Genomic DNA, 17095 nt, shown 5'->3' with positions numbered 1-17095 from the left:
TCGGACGGTCAGCCCGGATGAGGGAACTGTGCCTACCTCGGTTCTGCGGCCGTGGAGCTGGCGGATTTCCTGGGCCACGACAAGCAGGGCCATCAAACTTTCCGGTGCCTGTACGGGGCGGGGCAAATCCGCGACGTGGACGAACTGCGCCAAGTGCTCAACGTCGACCTGGGACTGAGCCACCTGCACGGGCAGGGACTGGGCGCTGGCGGCCTGGAGCTCATCCCTGACTCCATTCGCAGGCTGCAGCGGGTACGTCCTGAGCCGGGCTGGCACTCCGCACGCTGATCGAGGGCGGCGCCTTCACCGCACAGACCAACGTGTTGTACCTGCCGGACTCAGTCCACACGCCTCGCAGTCTTATACCACATCTCCGTCAGCTATCTGAACCTGGTTGACGTCTACGTTGCGCAGACCGCTGTGAGGGCGCGCGAGGCCGCACAGGGTGCCGCCTGTCGATGTCGTCATGGCCGGGGTGGGCGGCGTGGTGTGTTCAGGAGAGCGATGCCGAGTCCGGTGGGGCTGTGCAGCGCGGTGTTGCGGTGCCGGACGGTGCGGATCAGCCCGGCTTCGCGCAGGACCGTGGCGTGTTCACTGGCGCTGGCCGGTGAGATACCAACAAGGGCGGCGAGCTCTTTGGTGGTGCAACCGGGATGTTCGGCTAGGGCGTCCAGCACGGCTGCCCGGGTATGGCCCAGCAATGCCGCCACGGCGGTTGCGGTCTTCGACGCGGCTGGTTCGGGGGTGAGGAAGGTTAATCGATGCAGGGGGTCGTCGTGGCTGACGGGGTAGGTGACGACGGGCTGCGCCGTTTCGTGACTCCAAACGCTGGCGGAGCGTGTGAGAAATACTGAGGGAACCAGCAACAGACCCCGGCCATCCAGGTGCAGGTCGCGGCTGGCTTCCTTTATGACTGTCCGGATTTCGAGTACCGGCGGGTTCCAGCGCATCCACTGCGGATTCGCCTGGGCCAGCAAGCGCTCCACGCCGCCGCTGAGCAGGTGCCGCATGCGCACGGGCCGGTCAGCTGCGAAGTGATCGGTGATCTGAGTCCAGTAGGGGGCCAGCAAATGCGTGTGTAACTGGCTGAGCCCGTCGTAGAGCCCCGCGCGGAGATCCGCGTCATCTGCCAGGCCACGAGCCCACGTGGGGAGAGGCTGAAGCTCTGCGATTTCTGCCATGTCCGCGTGAATCTGCCGGCGTGGTGTCGCGCGTACCTGTTCCAGCACTTCCTCCGGCGTTCCAGCCTCGACGGGCGAGAGAAAGTTGGGTGACGACCCGAGTAACGGGACGAGAGCCAGGGCCATCCGTGCTTGGTCAGACAGCTTTGGAAGGGCCCCCCGTCGCCACGCGTCCAGCAGCACGGGATGGGTCCGCCCCTGCAGCGTCACCATCGCAGTTGTCAATTCCTGCAGTGGTCTGGGCGTCTCGGCAACGCGGGTCCGCGTCAGGTCCTGGGTGGTGAAGTGAATGCGGAAGACCATGATCCCCCCTCCTGTAACAGTGCCGCGATCTTCCCGGAATGTCGTTGTTCGGTCCAGACCGAATCAGGTCGAGTCCAGAGACCAGGTGGTGGAACCTGGGAAACGGCATCCAGACCACGCGCTGGGTAATTCAAACAGTCCGGTTCTATTCAAAACCGAAGGGGAAGCCCGGGCTGCTATGCGGGGATTGACCAAACACGCAAGCGGAGTAGCGGCCGCAGCCGCCGTGCCCATGGTGACGGGGACGGAAGTGGTTTCGCCGTCCCCATTATCGACCAGGGACTCTGACTACACCATCTACGAGAGCTCCACCCGGTCAACTGCCTGCGGAGTGGGGTCGCAGGCAACGTCCATGCGCCGGGCGCCGAGACTGCAGGGCCTCACACGCCCCGCTACGTACACGGCCTTGATGAACCCCGTCTGCAAACCTACACACCCGTACAAAATTCTCCACTGCCAGACCACATGACGATCCGGGGAAAGTACATCAGAATTCGTCAGTCACATTGAAAGGAAGAGTGCAGTAATGTGGGGGCACGTCCTCATCTCTCTGCTGGAACAGTACCTGCAGTGGCGCTACGGACCGATCATGGCGATCGGACTATTTCTCGTTGCTCTCGGCAGGAAGGACCATTCGGAAAAATTACTGTGCGTGGGCGGTATACTCGCACTGCTGGTCCTCCTGTCCCTGTGAACAGGCCGACGGCACGCATGTCCGGGAATCACACCCTGACCGGTTCCGGGGCGCCGACGGTCGGAGCGGACGACACCCTTCGCGAGGCCCCTACACACGCCGCGTGCAACCTGCGGCTTGCCGGAGAGTTGCGCCTCGGCAACCGGGAGGCAGCCGAGGAAGCCGTCCACCTGGTGTTCCTGGAGATCCTGGCTGGTATAGGCCACCAACGTCGATCGGTGACGTGCCCTTCGGGAATAGTCCGAACGCGCCGGCCGCGTCCAGACACACCCGTTGGGCCGCGGCGCGCGAAGTGAAAGGTGTCAAGTCTCGGAGGTGTCGTTGCCGGTACGTCGGCCCAGCGGCGGATCAGCCGCTTTTCTCGAAGCCGCCCACCCACTCGTGGACCGGCCGCAGCCCGCGGGCGTCCAGGCCGTACAGCCGCTGCTTGCCCGCCCCGCGGACCCGCGCCGGCCCGACCTCGCGGAGCATCCGCAGGTGCTTGGACGCCTGTGGCCGGCTCGTCAGAGGGTGGCCACGCCACGAGGGTTGGTCTCGGTGGTGATGGTGCCGGTGACCGCGTTGGTGGCCGTGCTGATCACGGAGACGGTACTGGGAGACAGGTTCGAGACGTAGACGTTGGCTCCGTCCGGGCTGACCGCCACGCCTCGTGGATTGGTGTTGACGGTGATGGTGGCGGTGACCGTGTTGGTGGCCGTGTCGATCACCGAGACGGTGTTCGCGCCCTGGTTGGCGACGTAGGCGCGGTTGCCCTGCGGGGAGACCGCGACGCCGGTGGGGTTCTTCTCCACGGTGACGGTGGCGATGACCCTGTTACTGGCCCTGTTGATGACCGAGACGGTGCCTGAGGTCAGGTTGGCGACGTAGACGGCGGGGAGGGTCTGGAGGGTGTAGGTGAATCCGCCGGGGACGGTCGCGGTGCCTCCGGTGGTGGTGACCACGACGGGGACGTTCCCGGCCGCACCCGCGGGTGTCACCCCGGTCAGGACGGTTCCGGCGGCGTTCACCGCGATCCCCGTCGCCGCGACGCCGTTGAAGGTGACGCCGGCGGAGGCCAGGTGTGTTCCCGTGATCGTGAAGACGGTGCCGCCGGAAACCGGGCCCGATGGGGGCGCGAGAGCCGTGACCGTGGGGCACGCCCACATACGTGTAGGTCAGGCCGTTGCTCGGGCCCCCGCTGTGGTGACCCGCACGACAACCGGACCGGCTGCGTTTCCGGGCGGCACGATCACAGTCAACTGGCTGTCGGAGAGGACCGTGGGAGTGGCGGCGCTGGGACCGAAGGTCACACCGGTGGCCGTGCTCAGTGCGGTGCCGTTGACGGTGTTGCCGCCGGCCAGAGGACCGGAGGTACTGCTCAGGTGCGTCAGCACCGGTGGGCCTACGTAGTAGAAGGGGACCGGAGCGCTGGTGCCGCCGGGAGTGGTGACTGTCACCCCTACCACTCCGCTGCCGGCAGGGGACTTCGCGGTGACCTGGGTCGGCGACACCTGGACGATGTCGGTGGCCGACTCGGTGCCGAACCTCACCGCGAAGGTTCCGGCGAGGCCCGGACCGGTGACGGTGACCGCGGTGCCACCGGCGGTGGACCCGTGATCGGGGGAAACGGAAATGGCCATGATGGTGCCTCCTGGACGATGCCTGCCGCCCGCTGTTGGGCGGGGGCGGGACTTACCGCGGGTGGGCACCGGGGTGGGGGCGGAAACCTGTCTGTTCCGAGCGCCGCTGGTGGGGAGTACGGCGCCGTGCGGATGCACAGGCGTCTGGCGTGTGTCACCGGTCACGGAAACCGCGCTGGGCGCTGCCGACTTCACTGACCTGGATTGCGTCGATGCCGGTCAGGCGTACCGGGCTGCGCCGCCCACGGACCTTCGCGCTCTTCACGCCAAAGGCGAGCGCCGGGAACGTGCTTCGGGGTGGCATGGAGATCCGGGGAGGCGTGCCGGCCGGGCAGTGACCGGAGCCTTCTGGTTCTTGCCTGGTTCAAGTGAACCGACACTGTTCCACATGTGAAAGGTCGCAATTGGTGCGCATGGGAGTGAAGTTGAAAATATGAGTGCCCTCCCGGAGGGGAGACAGACGCGCCGGAGTGTACGGATCGGCCGTCAGGGCTCACGAGCGCGCGGGTGGCCCTCAGGCCGTGGCCGGAGACCGCCCGGTGGAGCGTCGGCGGGGCATGTTCGGCCGGGACGTGGCGTTGCTGTCGTGGCGGCGCGTCCCGTACCCGCCGTCATGGAAGCGGGCCCCCCGGGCTCGTTCCCGCCGTCCTCCAGCGACTTGCGCGAAGGGAGCCCACGCGAGCGTAGGCGACCGACGACAACGCGGCGAGGCGCGGTGCCAGGGCACGCGAGCCCGGCAAGATCCAGACGAGAGGCCCTAGCGCTGTGGCCGGGAAGGTTCGCCGGGGGCTCGCGGCGTCCGGGGGAGGGGGTACCTCCCGTGCCGTTGAGGCCACGGGGGAGCATCGCAAGGCGGAGGATCGCGCTCGTACTGGACGTACTCGCGCGACTCCGACAACGCGGCGAGGTGCCGTGCCGGGCGTCGCGAGCCGGTGAACCTTTCCGGTCACAGCACTAGACGAACCGGGGCAGCCACTTCGCCCGGTAGTCGGGATGGCGAGCGTGTTCCGCGGCGATCTGCCGGACGGCGAAACCGAGTCCGACGGCATGGCCGGACGGGAAGTCGTGTGCCGGCCGGTCGGTGTCCATACCGGCCACATCCGCGTACTCGTCGAGGAGGACTCTGCTCATCTCGATGCGGCGGAGCGTACGGGACGGGTCCTGGCGGGCGATGTGCTGGTCGTAGCCGCTCGTCCGTACGCTGAACGAGATGCCGCCGGCGCGATCGTGGACCTCGCCCGGCGGCTCGGGCGGACACCGCCAGGTGTCTCCGCCGGCTTCCCGCGCGATCCGTTCTTCCTCGTCGAGGCGTGCGCGGACGAAAGCGACCAGGCAGGCGTTGTCCGTCATACGGGCTCCGGTCCTTTACCGTCGCGGGCTGGTGTACGCCATTCGTCCGTGCCGAACACACCCAGGCTGTTCGAAGGCCTGGTCCGCGGCATGGCACGCACACCGCCGGGGCTCACAGCGAGCCCGAGGGGGCCGCGCCTCCCCCGACGAGCACGGCGAGAGGTGTGAGACGTGCTTCCGCGCGGTACTGATGGCGTTCGCACCCGCGTCCGTCGGGCACAGGAGGGTGCTGTCCCGGCCGACACCCCGGCCGGTCAGCGCTCCGGTGTCCAGCACACTGACCGTTCCCGAGCCGCTGTTGCCGACGCGGAGACGGAGTCCCGGCGGCCACCCCGAGAGGCCCCACCCCCACGAGGATGGTGAACACCGCGCGGCAAGGCGCGGACGGGTGACCGGGACGGGCGGGGCACACGAGGTGCCCGGACCGCGCCTGTCCGCCCGCCCGTCGCGTCGGGGCATGGCGGCATCAGATGTCGGGCGGAGGGATCCGGGTATAAACCAGCGCCGGACTCGTACCGCCGGGAGTGGTGACGGTGACACCGACCGGCCCGGCGGATCCGGGCGGAGCCTGGGCGGCGAGTTGGGTGTCGGAGATGACGGTGAACGCGGCGGGCGCCGCGCCGAAGGTGACCGCGGTGGTTCCGGCGAGACCGCTGCCCGTCAGGGTGACGCTGTTGCCGCCCTGGACCGGGCCCAAGTCCGGGGTGAGAGAGCTGAGGACGGGTGCTGTGAAGTAGACGTAGAAGACCCCGTTGCTGGTCCCGCCGACGGTGGTGACCGTGATCTGCACGGAGCCCGGGGCCGAGGCCGGGGCGACCGCGGTGAGCTCGGTGTCGGAGATGACGGTGAACGCGGCGGGCGCCGCGCCGAAGGTGACCGCGGTGGTTCCGGCGAGACCGCTGCCCGTCAGGGTGACGCTGTTGCCGCCCTGGACCGGGCCCGAGCCCGGGTCGGCTCCGGTGAGAGCCGGCGTGGTGACATAGAAGTAGACGGTCCCCGGTGCGCTGGTGCCCCCGGCCGTGGTGACGGTGACACCGACCGGCCCGGCCACCCCCGGCGGAACGACCGCGGTGATCTGGGTGGGTGAGAGCACCGTGAAGCTGATCGCCGCCGTGGCACCGAAGGTGACGGCGGTGGCTCCGGCGAGGTTGACGCCGGTCAGGGTCACGGTGTTGCCCCCGGAGATCGGCCCCTGGCCGGGACTCACAGCGCTCACCACAGGGGGCGCGGGGATCACGGTGTAGGTGTAGGGGAGCGCGTTGCTGGTTCCGCCGGGTCCGGTGACGGTGACCTGTACGGTTCCGGTTCCCGGCGGAGCGACCGCGGTGATCTGCGTACCCGAGACCACCGTGAACGCCGTCGCGGTCGTACCGAACCGCACCGTCGTCGCACCGGACAGACCCGTCCCGGTGAGGGTGACCGCGGTCCCGCCGGCCGTCGGCCCTGACGCGGGAACCACCGAGGCGAGCACCGGGACGGACGCGGTGACGTAGGTGTACATGACGAGCTGTGAGCTGGTGCCACCCGGTCTGGTGACCGTGACCCGCACGGAACCGGTCCCGGCCGGGGTGACCGCGCTGATCAAGGTGTCGGAGACGACGCTGAAAGTGGTGGCCGCCACGGCGCCGAAGCGCACGGCGGTGGCCCCGGTGAAGCCGGTGCCGGTCACGGCGACGCTGGTACCACCTGTGGTGGGACCCGAGGCCGGGGAGAGTGCACTGACCGTGGGCACGGCCGCGGCCATCGGCCGTTCGGCGGAACCGGGTCGCGGGTCGGCGAAGTCGTTCAGGGCGGGCTCCTTAGCTGGGGGGCGGTACCCGGCCGGCCCGGCGCAAGAGCCGGGCCCGCCGGTGTCAGGGGTGCCGGGTCCTGTCCGCCGAGAGTGCCGTCCGCCCGCAGGCCTGACGGGGACGGGCCGGACAGGACCCGGCCGGGGGCCCGCCCGGGCGCGGGAGGACGCAGACCCGGGCGGGCGGTCGGTGTGCCGGGTCAGATACCGGGGCCGGCGGTGTAGGTGAAGCCGCCGACCTCGGTGGAAGCCCCGCCGGAGGTGGTGACGACGACGTCCACGGCTCCGGCGGCTCCCGGCGGCGTGACCGCCGAGACGGTGCTGTCGTTGATGACGCTGAACGGTGCCGGCACGCCACCGAAGGTCACCGACTGCGTGGTGGTGAGGCCGGTGCCGGGGATGGTCACCGCGGTTCCGCCGGACGTCGGGCCGGAGGCGGGAACCAGGGTGTCGGTGGTGGGAGCGTCGACATAGGTGTACGACAGGCCGTTGTTGGTGCCGCCCGCGGTGGTGACGCTGACGCCGACCGGTCCGGCCGCCACCCCCGCCGGCACGGTGACGGTCAGCTGGCTGTCGCTGACCACGGTCGGGACTGCTGTGACGGCGCCGAAGCTCACCAGGGTGGCGGTGGACAGGCCGGTGCCGTTGATGGTGACGATGTCGCCGCCCGCCGTGACGCCGGAGACCGGGCTCAGAGAGGACTTGAACGGCGCGCCGACGTAGAAGAACGAAAGCGGGTTGCTCGTTCCGCCGGGGGTCGTGACCGTCACGGGAACGGTGCCCGCCCCGGAGGGGGAGGTGACGGTGACCGAGGTGGGCGTATTGGCCGTGATGGTGGCGAGCTTGGTGCCGAAGCGCACGGCCGTGGCACCGGTCAGGTTGGTACCGGTGATGGTGACGGTGGTCCCGCCCCCGGTGGATCCCTGGTTGGGGGAGATAGGCATGAGGAGGGTCTCCTTCATTGACTTGGGTGGGTGAGGAAAGGGCGAGCGGGTGAGGGGAAACGCGGCGGAACGGGCTGCCGTTCGCGAGGGGGAGGCGGTGCCCTGTCCCGACGGGGTGTCAGCCCGCACGCTTCGGCGGACTCCCGGGCGGGGCACAGTCGTCCGGTGCGTTGCCGCGGGCATGGCTCGCCGGCAGAGGCTCCGCTCCCGGGTTCTCGCGGACGCCACCGCCGGAACCGGTGACGGTGTCGCCGGTGGCACTGCCGGCGGGCGGTGACGCGGAGCCGCCGCCGGGGTGGATGCCGCTGATGGCCGGATCGGCCGTGACCGGGCCGGCCACGAGTGACACGGCAACGCGGAACGCCGGGGCGGACGGGGCACGGGTGAGGGCGGTCCACGGTCCCGCCCTGGTGATGGGACTGGTGAGGGGAGAAAGCTCCGCCGGGCTGTCCGGAGCGCTGCCGTGAGCGCCGGTGAGCGTGCACATACCGAACGGCGCCCGTGTCGGCGCGTCCGCCCCCTTCGTGTCCGCCGCGATCGCGGACACGAGAGAGCGCTTGTCGCACGGCACCGGGATCCCGGTGTGTGCCGTGGCAAGGACCACGGCCAGCCCCGTGGCCAGGGCAGCGGCCAGGGAGGCGATGACGAGCACGGACCGGAGAGCACGGACAGCTGGCATGACGCCCCTCACGTGAGGTTGCGCGGGCCACCACATCCGTCAGTGTTACGCGCAACATTGACGGGCCGGTCCACGTTCTCCGTCGAGGGAGCACACCTCGGCACTACAGCCGCACCGGCACCGGGCTGGACACCCGGACGGGGCAACGGGCAGGCCACTGCCACTCCCCCGGAGAAGATGGGCGGCCCACCGGTTGGAGCGACCAGTAGTCCACCGGAGTGAACTGGTCAGCAATAGCCCTGACACGAAGTCACCCGAATGGAAGAGCGTGTGAAGAGCCGTTGCTCGTCACGTACCACCCCGCGTACTCCCCTTCCGTTTCCGTAAGGCTCACCGGCGCGGCGGCTGACGGCCGCGGGGTACTCGGAGCGCGGCGGCACGTCATGGGCACGGCCGCCTCTCTTCCCGGGCGCCGTCCGGCCCCGTCGGCGCTCCGCGCGACAACGGGAGGGCGAAGCGACTCGGCCGGTCTCGGTCGCTCTTCCGCCTGTGGGCAAGAAGCGCAGATCAGAGGCGATTGAAGGATCTGTCAGCGACTGAAGCGACTGAAGTCCCCTGTCTATGACACGCACACGCACACGCGGGATGCCTCTCATAGTCCGGAGCTTCGGTCGCTTCAGTAGCTTCACTCCGCCGGATCACCGCTCTGAACTGCGGTTTCCCGGTACATCAGGGGCAGCGACTCGGTCGCTGCGCCACGGGCGGGCTTCGGTCGCTGCGCTCCGGAAAGGGCTGTGATCAGGCTTTGGGAAGGGTCATGCCGAGTTCCCGCATGGCATCGGAGGGAGGCCCGCCCTCGGAGCGCTGGGTCTTGTAGCCCTTGACGCGCGGGGCGATGGTGCGCGGGTCGACGGCTTCGCATGGTGCGCCGGACGCGTAGAGGCCTTCGGGCCGGCCGTCGCGGTCATGTGGCAGGAGCCAGAAGACGCGGCGCAGGAAGGTGCCGGAGGCCCGTGAGGAGCGGGCGTCGGGGCCGAGCAGCGCGTAGCCGACCATACGGCCGTCGCGGTGGTAGGCCGGCTTCCCACGGCGGTTGGGGAGCCGGTCGAGGCTCTGGCGGACATAGTCGAGCGCCTCGGTGCCCTCGAGCCAGACGAGGTCGGTCTCATGGGCGAGTTGTCCGGGCTCGATGAGGACGCTCAAGGGTTCTCTCCCCTGTCAGGGTTCAGCCCGATACCGGGATAGAACTTGCGCTGGTTGGACAGGATCATCTCTCTGGGCGTGGCGATACCGACGGTCTCGCGGACCCGTGCGGCGAACGCCCGTGAGGAGACCGGGGTGGCCCCTTCGAGCTGGCACCAGGCTCTGTACCGGTTGTAGAGCTGGGCCTGTTCCGCGCGCAGGGAACGGTCCAGTGTGCAGCACTCACCGAGGAACCGGCCGGTGTGGTCCTCGGTCTCCGCGTAGGCGTTGGTCGCGGTGCGGACCTGCTGGGGGCCGGTCAGGTCACGGGGGCCGTTGAGATAGCGGCGGGCGCCGACCACGAGCCACTGCAGGATGCCGGGCCCCTCCTCGCTGACCAGAACGTCGGCGAGGTTGTCGACCTTCCGGTTGTCCGCGACGATCCGCTCGAAGGGGATCAGCTTTATGCGGCGCCAGAACGCGTAGCCGCCGGTGCCGACCTCGGGGCGGTGGTTGCCGAGCAGCCACAGTTTGTGGGTGGGCTTGAAGCTGAAGAAGTCCTGCCGCATCCTGCGGGCCTTGATCCGGTCTCCGCCGGTCAGCAGCTTGACCCGGGACTCGTCGAAGCGGTCGCCGGGCTTGAGCTCGGAGCAGACGATGATGCGCCGGCCGTGCAGCTCGGCGAGGTCGGTGGGATGTCCCTCGAAGGGACGGGCCATCAGGAACCCGGGCGGGGCCGCGTCCGCGTAGTCACCGAGCAGCTTGACCATGACGTCCAGCAGAACACTCTTGCCGTTCTTCCCCTGGCCGTACAGGAACGGCATGATCTGCGCACCGACGTCCCCGGTGATCGAGTAGCCCAGCAGTTCGTGGAGGAAGCCGATCATCTGACGGCCCTCGGCGTCGTCGCCGAAGGTGTCGGTGAGGAAACGCTGCCAGCGCGGTGTCCCCATCGGCCGTGCCTCGACGCTCGTGACACGGGAGTGGTAGTGCTTTTCCGGATCCGGGGCGGTCACCAGACCGGTGTTGAGGTCGACCACTCCCCCCGGTGTGCACAACGCGTAGGGGTCGGCGTCCAGGAGCGAGGCGCTGAGGACCATTCCGGGCGCGGCCTTGGCCTGGGTCAGTATGGCCTTCATGCCGGACGTCGACAGAGCCCTCCGCCGGTGCCGGCGCAGCTCCGCCCCGAGATGTCTGCCGCGCGGGTCCGCCTCCGCGAGCGCTTCCGCCATCTCACCGGCCGCCCACAGCACCGTGTCGTCCTCGTCGATCTCCCACCGGTACCCCGACCACCGGTACCAGCCCAGACCCGGCACATGACGGAAGTCCCTGCCGTACAGGGAGACGAACAGCTTGGCGTTGCCCCGGTCACTGAGGCTGTCGGGCAGCAGCCCGCCCTGGGTGGCCCGCGCTCCTGCGGGCACGGGTCTCTTGGTGGCCTGCGCCGGGACGGTGGTGGCGGGGGAGCCGAGCAGGATCTGCTGCGCGACCTCCTGAGGGTTGAACAACCCCTGCTCCGGGCCAGGTGCGTGGTTCACGTACGGTCTCCCAGCGTGAGCGGCCGCAGGCGTCCCGCGTTCATCCCGGACCGGATGATCTGGGCGGCACGGCGTTCCTGGCCCGGACGTACCCGGGCCGCGGCCGCGAGGAGGGCCGCCTCCGTGTCCGTCGCCGGCAGCCGGTCGGCGGCCACCAGACCGCCCGCGGTGTAGGCGGCCCGGTTCAGCTTGTCGCTGAAACCCGCCCCTTCCGCCACCGCGGCGCAGCCGAGGACCGGTGCCAGGACCGTGGCCAGCGCCGTCTCCGCCGCGTCCCGCCCGCCGCCCGCGGCCAGGACGGCTTCCCGGCCCCGCCGGGGCACGGACGCCGTCTGCGGTACGGGCGGCACCGGACGGTGGCCGGTCCGGGCGAGTTCCGCCGCGAGCCAGTCCGGCAGCCGCGTCGGGTACCGGGCCGACCCGAGTGCCCGGTAGGTTCCGGCGGCTGTCTCCGTTCCGGGCGCGATGATGTAGCCGCCATGGGCGCGTACGTCCACCTGCCATGCCAGTGCCCGGCCCGGGCTCGACCCCGCTGAACACCGCCAGGTCTGCCCCGGCCCGGCCGCGTACCAGATGTGCAGCCCTCCGGAAGGAGTCCGTACCCGGAGCGTCGACCTGTCCTGGGCCGGGTCGTCGGCGCCCCGCAGCGCCGCCAGCAGAGCGAGACTGTGGTAACCGTGCCGGAGCCCCCGCAGGGACACCGACGCGGGGATCGTGATGCCGGGCAGCAGCCGGTCCCGCCTCGGCAGAGGTGTCTCGTGGGTATCCACGTCGATGACGACCAGTCCGGCCGGCCCGCAGGCGACGCCCACCCCGTACCGCGGCTGCTCCCTCCACCACTCCCGGATACGGGCGGCATCGGCGGTGGCGGCGTGGAAGCCGTGACAGTGGCGGCCGGCCGCGATGCACGGGCAGGCGCGGTGGCCGTGCTCCTGGTTCCTGCATCTGCGGCAGTTGGCTGCGGGGGTCTTGCGACGGGGTGTCAGCGGGTGCACTGGCCAGCCCTGTCGGCCGCACCACAAAGCGATCGACAGACAGTCGGAGTCGCAAACCGCGTCCCCCGGACGATGCGCCGCGATCGGGCCTGAGCCGCAGCCGCAGAGCCGCAGCTCACGAGCCATGTGAAATCCTTTCAGCGGCTGAAGCGACTCAACTTCCGAAAGTCTTGGGTGACTACTGTGCGCATGGCTTATGTTGTCCCCGGAACAGTTCGGGCGTTACGGGGATGAATCGACCGGGACGGGGGTCGGTCGTCGGCAGCGCCGGCACCACGGAAGGAACCACGGCCCCGGCACCACCGACCACCTGTCGTGCGGACGTTCATCACGTGGCCGCACCGCGTCCGCGAGCGCGTACTCCACGACCGGGCCGGGGCAGGAGCCGCGGGGGGCACGGCGTCCATGAGCAGGAGATGCCCGATCGGGTGTCCGGGCGACGGCCGGTCCGGCCGTCGGATGTCCGTCGGCCGACCGGGATGGGGAAAACGGCTGGAGCGGACGGGGCGGTCCTGGTACGGCGACCGGTCGTGCGGACGACGGCCGGTCACGAAGAGGACAACAGCGCTGACGGTACCGCAGATGCCCCGTGAAGGGGAGAACGGCCGTCGGCCCGCTGTCGGCCACGCCGTTGCCAGGACGGTTCCCGGCATTCACCTGGGTATCAATGATCATCCTCGGGTTCTCGTCCGACGTGAAGACTTCGGGCGTAGCCCGCTGTTTTCGCGTCAGCTTCATGGCTAAGCCCTCTCCTGGCATATGACTTCATCTGCCGCAGCACCAGAGGCTGCACCATCCGTCACGAAGCGTCAAACGATCACGACAATGTGCTCATCGTGGTCGCGCCGGCCGCCTCCCCCACCCGTCGGCTCACCAATACGGGGGCGGACCTGCGACGACGCCATGGAGGAACGGTTTGCGACATCGGCGCCGGGCCGCCCGGGACGTCGCCGCGCCCCTGCTGGTGCGCGCGTCCGCGGCCGCGGACGCCCGGACCGGCGCGGGCCCCGGCGCCGGCGCGGCAGGGGCAGTTCACCGAGGAGGCTCCCGGCGTCCGGTCCCGCCCCGCACTTGTAGCTGACGTAACGTCAGTTTCGTCCGGCCGCCGGTCTCGTGCTCCCGGATCCACGTGGCGCGCCGTGTACCACGGCTGTTGTCCGCCACCTTTCGCCACCCTTCGCCACCCAGCGCCCGAGGCGTTCCCTCGCGTACAGTGGAGGGGCAATGGCCCTGTCCCTACGGGTAGATGGCAGCGGGATTTCCGGGCGGAGCCTGTCCGATTGTTGCCATTGGGCCATTCGGGTGACGTGCCCCCACATCTGTTGCTGTCGTGTGCGGCGCGGTGGATAACTACTCGTATCCAAACCGGTGGGCTGCCCATCCTCTCCGGGGGAGTGGCCGCTCATTTTTCTCGGAACTGCCGCGATGGGCACCCCTGTGGGAGGGGTTTGGATCCGCCAGCCGGTATCGGCAACGGTGCCGGCTGGCGCGGCAGCAACCGGTAACTGCCCCGCCAGCCTGGCCCGTCGGCGTCCGCGCAGGCCCTGACGTCCCGTCACTCGCCTCCGCCGGCAGGGCCGCCTCAGCCGCGAGGCGGTCCCGGTTCCGGCCGTCGGCGCGGCATCGCACCGACGCGACCGTGAAAACGTGATGAAGATCGCTTTCCGCGATGCGGCCGGCTGTTCCCGTCGGCGTCCGGGAGAAACGATAAATTAATCCAGCGAATTCCGAATGGACTCAATTTCTCGTATCGTCACATATTACGTCGACGCCATTCGCATTTTCTTGAAATCCCGTCAAGCCTTCCGTGGCTAATTAATTTCTGCTTCACTCTAAAAGAGTGAGAAGTGACCCTGCGGTCGGCATCTCGATGGCGGCGACGGTCTTTCTGTGCCGTGGCCGAACAATGGGTCTTCCCCGCGCCTCGTCAGGGGCGTGAGCCCAGGAGGCATCATGAACTCTCGGAAGATCTTGAGGAGTGCGGGCTTCGTCCGGCCCGTGTGGTCGCGAGGACGCTGTGGTCCATGGTGTCGGTCACGAGGCAGGAGGACACGGCTGTCCCGTGTCCTGTGTGTCCTGCGATGCCGTGATCCACTGTGCGCCGATCGCCTCCTGCCGCGCAGGTCCCTCCGCCCGGGAGCGCCGCTCCCCGGCCGCCGCGGCTTTCCGAGCCTCTGACGCCGTGCAGCCGCCCGTGGGCCCCGTACCGGTGCCGTTTTCGCGTGACACGGTCATGACGAGGCCGGTGGCCGACGTTCAACACCGGTGGTGTGCAAGCCGGTTCCTGCGGGCGCGGACGGTGGAAACCCGCGCCGTGGCCGTCCCGGACCCCGCCCGGTTCCCGGCGCGACGTGCCTCGGGTGGCGAGTACACCGGTGTGGCGAGAAGAGCCACGACCGACGGCCCTGTGACGCGTCGGGCACGGGAGCGAACACCTTCCTTCCCGCCACCTGCGTAGACCCCCGTACGAGAGGAAGAGCCATGCTGCCGACCGCACAGTCGGGGGCACAGGTCGCACTGTCCCCCTCGGAGATCGAGCAGTGGCCGCACACCGTGGCGGCCCGGTATCTAACCAGTGCCTGGCCCAGGGGACGACCTGCCTCGTTCCGTGTGCCGGCGTTGGAGCGAGCGGTGCCGGTCTGCCGGGACATGGCCAGGGTGTGGATGGATTCCGAGGGGATAAAGGACGAGAACGCTCGGCGCACGGCCCTGCTCGTGGTCTCGGAACTCATGACCAACGCCATCATTCACACGAACAGTTCCTCGATCAACGGCCGCTTACGGCAGGCCGGCGGACGGCTCGTCGTGGAAGTCCAGGACGAAGGCAGGGCTTCGACCGTCTCTCGTGCGCGTCACGCCGAGTACGCCGAGTACGGTCGGGGCCTGGCGCTGGTGGTGAGGTCCGTCCAGGCGCTGGGAACACAGGTGGAGGCCGACGGCAGCCGTACGGTCTGGGCATGGGTACCGATGCCCCGGTGAGGACCGTCAAGAGGGTGTGCGCGCCGGCCGTGATCCAGGAACCCGTCACCCCCGGTCCGCCGGCCGCACGCGGGGACACGGCGGCCCGATGCCGCCGGGCCCGGCCGGGGGCGGGCGGGGCGAACCACCGCCCCCGTCACAGCGGGAGCCGGCCCGCGGGAGGGATTCCGCGGGCCGGCCCTGTTCGCACTCCCGGACGGCCGATGTGGCGACGTGCCGGAGAGGGGCGGTGACGGAGAGAGCGTCAGACGTACGTGTAACCACCCGGGACGGTCGCCGCGCCGCTCGCGGTGGTGACCACGACCGGGACATTGCCCGCGGCTCCGGCGGGCGCGAGGCCGAACACCACGAGTCCTGCGGGATCGCTGCCCAGCACCGTGGCCGGGACTCCGTTGAAGGTGACGGTGGCACCGGTCAGATTGGTGCCGGTGATGACGAACGGGGTGCCGCCGGCGGCCGGTCCCGAGACCGGGACGATGCTGGTGGCCGTGGGCGGAACGGGCGGGGCCACGCCCACGTAGCTGTAGGACACCGCGTTGCTCGTGCCGCTGCTGGTGGTGACGGTGACCGGTACGACGCCCGCGGCGTGCGCCGGGACCACGACCGTGACGGTGAGCCCCAGCACGTCCTGGGAGACGATGGTGGCCGGCGTGGTACCGAACAGGACGCTCGTGGCACCGCCGAGGCCCAGCCCGAAGAGCTGAACCGTGTTGCCGCCCGCGACCGGTCCGGAGTTGGGCAGCACCGCCAGGAGCAGCGGGCCGAAGGGGAAGGGCAGTTGGGGGAGCGCCCGGTGCTGGTCGGACGCGAGTTGGGGTGCGGACATGATGGGTCCTCCTGAACAGTGACGGTGAACGCCGGACCGTTGCGGTCCGTACGTGGATGGGCCGGGCTCGCCGAACGAACGCCCGGGGCCGCGGGCCGTGCCCCTGCCGCACGAGATCTGGCATGCCGGAGAGACGGCACTGCCTGGGAGCGGAGGTCGGCTTGCGGCGACGCGCCCGCCCGGACGGGAGGCGAACTTGACGGAAACCGGTGGCCGGCGGCCTCGGCCGCGGCGTGCGCATCACCGGGCGCTTCGAGAGGGAGCGCCGCTGCACCGATCGCTTCGAATGCGCTCAACGACGGTGGCTTGCTCCGGGGAAACCCACCGCGGTGCAGTACTGCCCGCCGAAGCCCTGCCTGTGGGGAGGGCGGATCGGGCGGGCACGCTGCTGAGCTCCCCGGAGAGGGATGGGCGGCCCACCGGTTCAACGACTCCAGTAACCGCAATGGGGGACGTGACATCAACCCCTTTGACGGTTAGTCACCCGATTGGCGCAGTCCGAGGATGTCCTGCCAGGCTCGTCGCCGCAGTGCGCCAGGACTCACCGGGCGCGGGTCCCGACCGCCCGCACCGGGAATTTCTCAATTCCCTAATTGGATTGCGCCATACGGGTGAACCATTCTTGATTCCATTGCGGGACTAATCCGTCGCGGATAAATTTATGCATCCATACCGGTGGGCTGCCCTCCTCTCCGGGGGCACGGCACCGACGTTCTGTCGCAGAGCTGCCCCGTCAGACCTGGGGCAGCCTGGGAACGTTCTGTCGCAACGGACGGCCCCGGTCAGGAAGCGGTGGCTCGCATCCACCTCGTCAAGGGGAATCATGCGAGCGTCCTGTCCTGCTCAGCCTTTCATCAAGGTCTGTCTTTTCGCATCGGAACTGGCCATGATTCCGGTCATCGGCTACACACGGGCCGGGCACTGCGCCGCGATCGTGATCCATGCGGTGAAGGCGGTCGGCGGTGCGATACGTACGCTGCCGCCCTGGGGCCGGCCCCGTCCTGGCCGCCGGTCCCGGGCACCAGGACAGGGCGACGGATGATCCCGCTGATTCTGTTCCTGCCGCGGAATGATCC

At 69.5% G+C, this 17095-nt stretch carries 13 protein-coding genes and 1 pseudogene; 2 read left to right on the top strand and 12 right to left on the bottom strand.

Features of this window, described 5'->3' with window-relative positions; genetic code table 11:
• Window positions 1-51 precede the first annotated feature (51 nt).
• Window positions 52-288: a hypothetical protein gene (locus OG214_RS38255; RefSeq protein ID WP_331746030.1), complete on the top strand. Its 237-nt coding sequence runs from the start codon at window positions 52-54 to the stop codon at window positions 286-288.
• A 176-nt stretch (window positions 289-464) separates the two neighbouring features.
• On the opposite strand, the gene OG214_RS38250 is transcribed toward OG214_RS38255, so the two are convergent.
• The 11 genes and pseudogenes from OG214_RS38250 to OG214_RS38200 all read right to left on the bottom strand — a co-directional run bounded on the left by OG214_RS38250 (window position 465) and on the right by OG214_RS38200 (window position 12340).
• Complete coding sequence (locus OG214_RS38250) at window positions 465-1484, bottom strand: winged helix-turn-helix domain-containing protein (RefSeq protein ID WP_331746027.1); 1020 nt, start codon at window positions 1482-1484, stop codon at window positions 465-467.
• A 1051-nt stretch (window positions 1485-2535) separates the two neighbouring features.
• Window positions 2536-2679: pseudogene (locus OG214_RS38245) on the bottom strand (transcriptional regulator); the annotation flags it as partial.
• A gap of 2 nt (window positions 2680-2681) precedes the next feature.
• Window positions 2682-3323, bottom strand: coding sequence for an IPT/TIG domain-containing protein (locus OG214_RS38240; protein ID WP_331746021.1), 642 nt, complete (start codon window positions 3321-3323; stop codon window positions 2682-2684).
• A 9-nt stretch (window positions 3324-3332) separates the two neighbouring features.
• Window positions 3333-3797, bottom strand: coding sequence for an IPT/TIG domain-containing protein (locus OG214_RS38235; protein ID WP_331746018.1), 465 nt, complete (start codon window positions 3795-3797; stop codon window positions 3333-3335).
• Between the two features lie 954 nt (window positions 3798-4751).
• Window positions 4752-5147, bottom strand: coding sequence for a DUF6221 family protein (locus OG214_RS38230; RefSeq protein ID WP_331746012.1), 396 nt, complete (start codon window positions 5145-5147; stop codon window positions 4752-4754).
• 466 nt (window positions 5148-5613) lie between these two features.
• A complete protein-coding gene (locus OG214_RS38225) occupies window positions 5614-6816 on the bottom strand; it encodes an IPT/TIG domain-containing protein (RefSeq protein ID WP_405987742.1) in 1203 nt (400 codons plus the stop codon).
• Between the two features lie 320 nt (window positions 6817-7136).
• The gene (locus OG214_RS38220; RefSeq protein WP_331746077.1) at window positions 7137-7880 is read right to left on the bottom strand and encodes an IPT/TIG domain-containing protein; all 744 of its coding nucleotides are present in this window, start codon (window positions 7878-7880) and stop codon (window positions 7137-7139) included.
• Window positions 7881-7998: 118 nt separating this feature from the next.
• Window positions 7999-8559 carry a hypothetical protein gene (locus tag OG214_RS38215; RefSeq protein ID WP_405987741.1) on the bottom strand — a complete coding sequence of 187 codons (561 nt, stop codon included), beginning with the start codon at window positions 8557-8559 and terminating at the stop codon, window positions 7999-8001.
• Window positions 8560-9297: 738 nt separating this feature from the next.
• Window positions 9298-9702, bottom strand: a complete 405-nt coding sequence (locus OG214_RS38210) for a DUF6009 family protein (protein ID WP_331746004.1) — start codon at window positions 9700-9702, stop codon at window positions 9298-9300.
• Window positions 9699-11219, bottom strand: a complete 1521-nt coding sequence (locus OG214_RS38205; protein ID WP_405987740.1) for a phage/plasmid primase, P4 family — start codon at window positions 11217-11219, stop codon at window positions 9699-9701. Before OG214_RS38205 ends, OG214_RS38210 begins: the two co-directional genes overlap by 4 nt.
• Entirely contained in the window at window positions 11216-12340 is a 1125-nt protein-coding gene (locus tag OG214_RS38200; RefSeq protein ID WP_331745998.1) for a bifunctional DNA primase/polymerase, read from the bottom strand. Before OG214_RS38200 ends, OG214_RS38205 begins: the two co-directional genes overlap by 4 nt.
• Window positions 12341-14695: 2355 nt before the next feature.
• Here OG214_RS38200 and OG214_RS38195 point away from each other — a divergent pair.
• Entirely contained in the window at window positions 14696-15193 is a 498-nt protein-coding gene (locus OG214_RS38195) for an ATP-binding protein (RefSeq protein WP_331745995.1), read from the top strand.
• A gap of 244 nt (window positions 15194-15437) precedes the next feature.
• Here the strand turns inward: OG214_RS38195 and OG214_RS38190 are convergent, their stop codons facing one another.
• Window positions 15438-16019, bottom strand: a complete 582-nt coding sequence (locus OG214_RS38190) for an IPT/TIG domain-containing protein (RefSeq protein WP_331745992.1) — start codon at window positions 16017-16019, stop codon at window positions 15438-15440.
• Between the last annotated feature and the right edge of the window lie 1076 nt (window positions 16020-17095).

Source organism: Streptomyces sp. NBC_00872, assembly GCF_045161915.1.
Lineage (GTDB): Bacteria > Actinomycetota > Actinomycetes > Streptomycetales > Streptomycetaceae > Streptomyces.
The sequence above is the reverse complement of the archived record's forward strand: the minus strand, read 5'-3'. Positions and strand labels throughout refer to the sequence as shown.